This is a genomic window from Vibrio fujianensis (genome assembly GCF_002749895.1).
Lineage (GTDB): Bacteria > Pseudomonadota > Gammaproteobacteria > Enterobacterales > Vibrionaceae > Vibrio > Vibrio fujianensis.
Genome location: NZ_NBUS01000034.1, coordinates 43,735 through 46,014 on the forward strand (window position 1 = coordinate 43,735; position 2,280 = coordinate 46,014).

Sequence of the window (2,280 nt, forward strand, 5' to 3'; positions counted from 1 at the left end):
GGCTATGGGATGACAGAAGGGGCGTCGACGATCACGGCAAAACGAGTTGACAACCACCCTAGTGCTGGCCATGTGTTAGCAGGGCGAACCATCAAGCTGCACGATAAGCGTATTTACATCGGAGGAGATACCTTAGCGAGTGGTTACTATTATCACGGTCAGTTAACACCATTAAAAGATGCTCAGGGTTGGTTTGATAGTAAAGATTTAGGCTACTGGCAAGAGAATGAATTGGTGATCATCGGCCGAGCAGATAACCAGTTTATCTCGGGAGGCGAAAATATCCATTGCGAAGAAATTGAGGCGATACTTAATCGCCATCCAGCGATTCAACAAGCAATTATTGTCCCAGTTGCCGATGAGATCTTTGGTGCGCGTCCACTGGCGATGATACAAAGTACATTGCCTTTTTCAGTGGCGCAAGGGAATGAATGGTGTGCAACTCGGCTAGAAAAGTTTAAATGGCCCATTGACTATTTACCAATGCCTGAATCACTAATGCATCAAGGTATTAAAGTTTCTCGTCAGGCGCTGAAAGATTGGCTGACCGAGCATTATCTGCAATATCGCACACTGTAGTCAGTGAGATGGTAAATCAGCTGTTTGGCTGTCGCGACAGCCAAACAGGTTAACCGCTCTTATTGCCTGTCACCACGTAATTGGGCCACACGTTGTTGCATCAATTCGGTTGATGCGTCACTGCTGGGAACCGGTTCTCCTACTTCAATTTCAATTTTTGACCATAATTTACGCGGAAAACCAACACAAGCTCGACCTTGGTAGCGGCTGAAGAAGCTGCCCCACAAGCCTTTAATCGCGATTGGAATAACTGGTACGGGGCTGCGTTTTAAAATTACGTCCATCCCACGCATAAATGGATTCATCTCACCATCAGACGTTAAGCGACCTTCAGGAAAAATACAAACCAAGTGTCCTTCTTGTAGCGCTTGTTCAACATGAGCGAAAGCGCGACGAATAGAGCTGCGTTTATTGGCACAAATAGGGATCACGCCAGCGCGACGTAAAAAGCGTCTTAAAATCGGAAGATTAGCGTAATCCTCTTCCATCACAAAGCGAATCAATCTCGGGCAAACGGCACTCAGCAATAAGGCATCCATATAGCTGACGTGGTTACAAACAATCAGTGCACCTCCCTGTTCTGGAAGATGGTGTAAATGCTTATGTCTTACGCGGTAAATGGTATGAGTCAGCGCCCATACCAATAAACGAACCACAAAAATAGGCACCTGTAAGAACAGATAAATGGCGACTAAAAAATTGAGTACCGCCAGTAAAAGAAATAGTTGCTGAATGCTGAGTGATAGAAGTGTTAAACAAAGAATACCGAGTAGAGCACTCCCCACCATAAACAATGCATTGTAAATATTGAGTGCTGCAATCACTTGCGCTCGTTCGGTCGTTTTGGCTCGTTGCTGCATTAAGGCGTAGAGTGGGACGATAAAAATCCCTCCTGATACTCCGAGTAATAACAGATAACTAAATAGGGGCCAGAGTGCGGCATAGCCAATAAAATCGTCAAAGTGAACAAATGCAGGTAAAGTGGCAGGAATACTGCTTGCCATTAAGTATCCGAAAAGGCTAATACCAAAACTGCCTAACGGCACAAGGCCAATCTCAATGCGATGATTTGAAAGTTTATCACAGGCCAATGAACCGATGGCGATCCCGATAGAAAATAGCGCCAGTAGAAATGAGACGGCGCTTTCACCACCATTGAGAAAAAGCTTGGTAAAGTTAGGAAATTGGGTGAGATAAGTCGCGCCTAAAAACCAAAACCAGCTGATCGCCATCATTGCTTGAAAAATGGTGCGATCACTTTTAGCAATTGCAAGTGTTTTGCGTGTTTGTTGTATCGGTTGCCATTGAAAAATCAGGTGAGGATTACTAGCCGGAGCTGAAGGGATAAACCAGCTAGAAATGTAGCCCAATACCGCAAATAGCACAACAGATCCCGCAGCAATCATCAGTGCATGATCCGCAGAAGCAATCACTCCAGCACCAAGCGTACCCAATAAAATCGCTAAAAAAGTACCGGTTTCAACCAAGGCATTGCCAGCGACTAGTTCGTGGGTTTTGAGTTGTTGAGGTAACAGGGCATACTTCACTGGGCCAAAAAATGCTGATTGCGTTCCCATCAGAAATAACATGATCAGTAGTAAGAGATAGTTTTCAGTGATAAAACCGACCGCACCGATACACATAATTACGATTTCAAACAGTTTCACACGGCGAATGAACTCTGATTTTTCATATTTATCA

The 2,280-nt window shown here is 44.6% G+C and carries 2 protein-coding genes; one reads left to right on the forward strand and one right to left on the reverse strand.

All coding sequences use genetic code 11. From position 1 onward, the window contains the following. On the forward strand, positions 1-579 hold a 579-nt coding region (locus tag B7C60_RS17555; protein ID WP_245868418.1), incomplete at its 5' end, for an AMP-binding enzyme. Positions 580-638: 59 nt separating this feature from the next. Here B7C60_RS17555 and B7C60_RS01960 read toward each other — a convergent pair. Continuing rightward, the coding region (locus B7C60_RS01960; RefSeq protein WP_245868419.1) for an MFS transporter at positions 639-2,280 on the reverse strand (1,642 nt) is incomplete at its 5' end.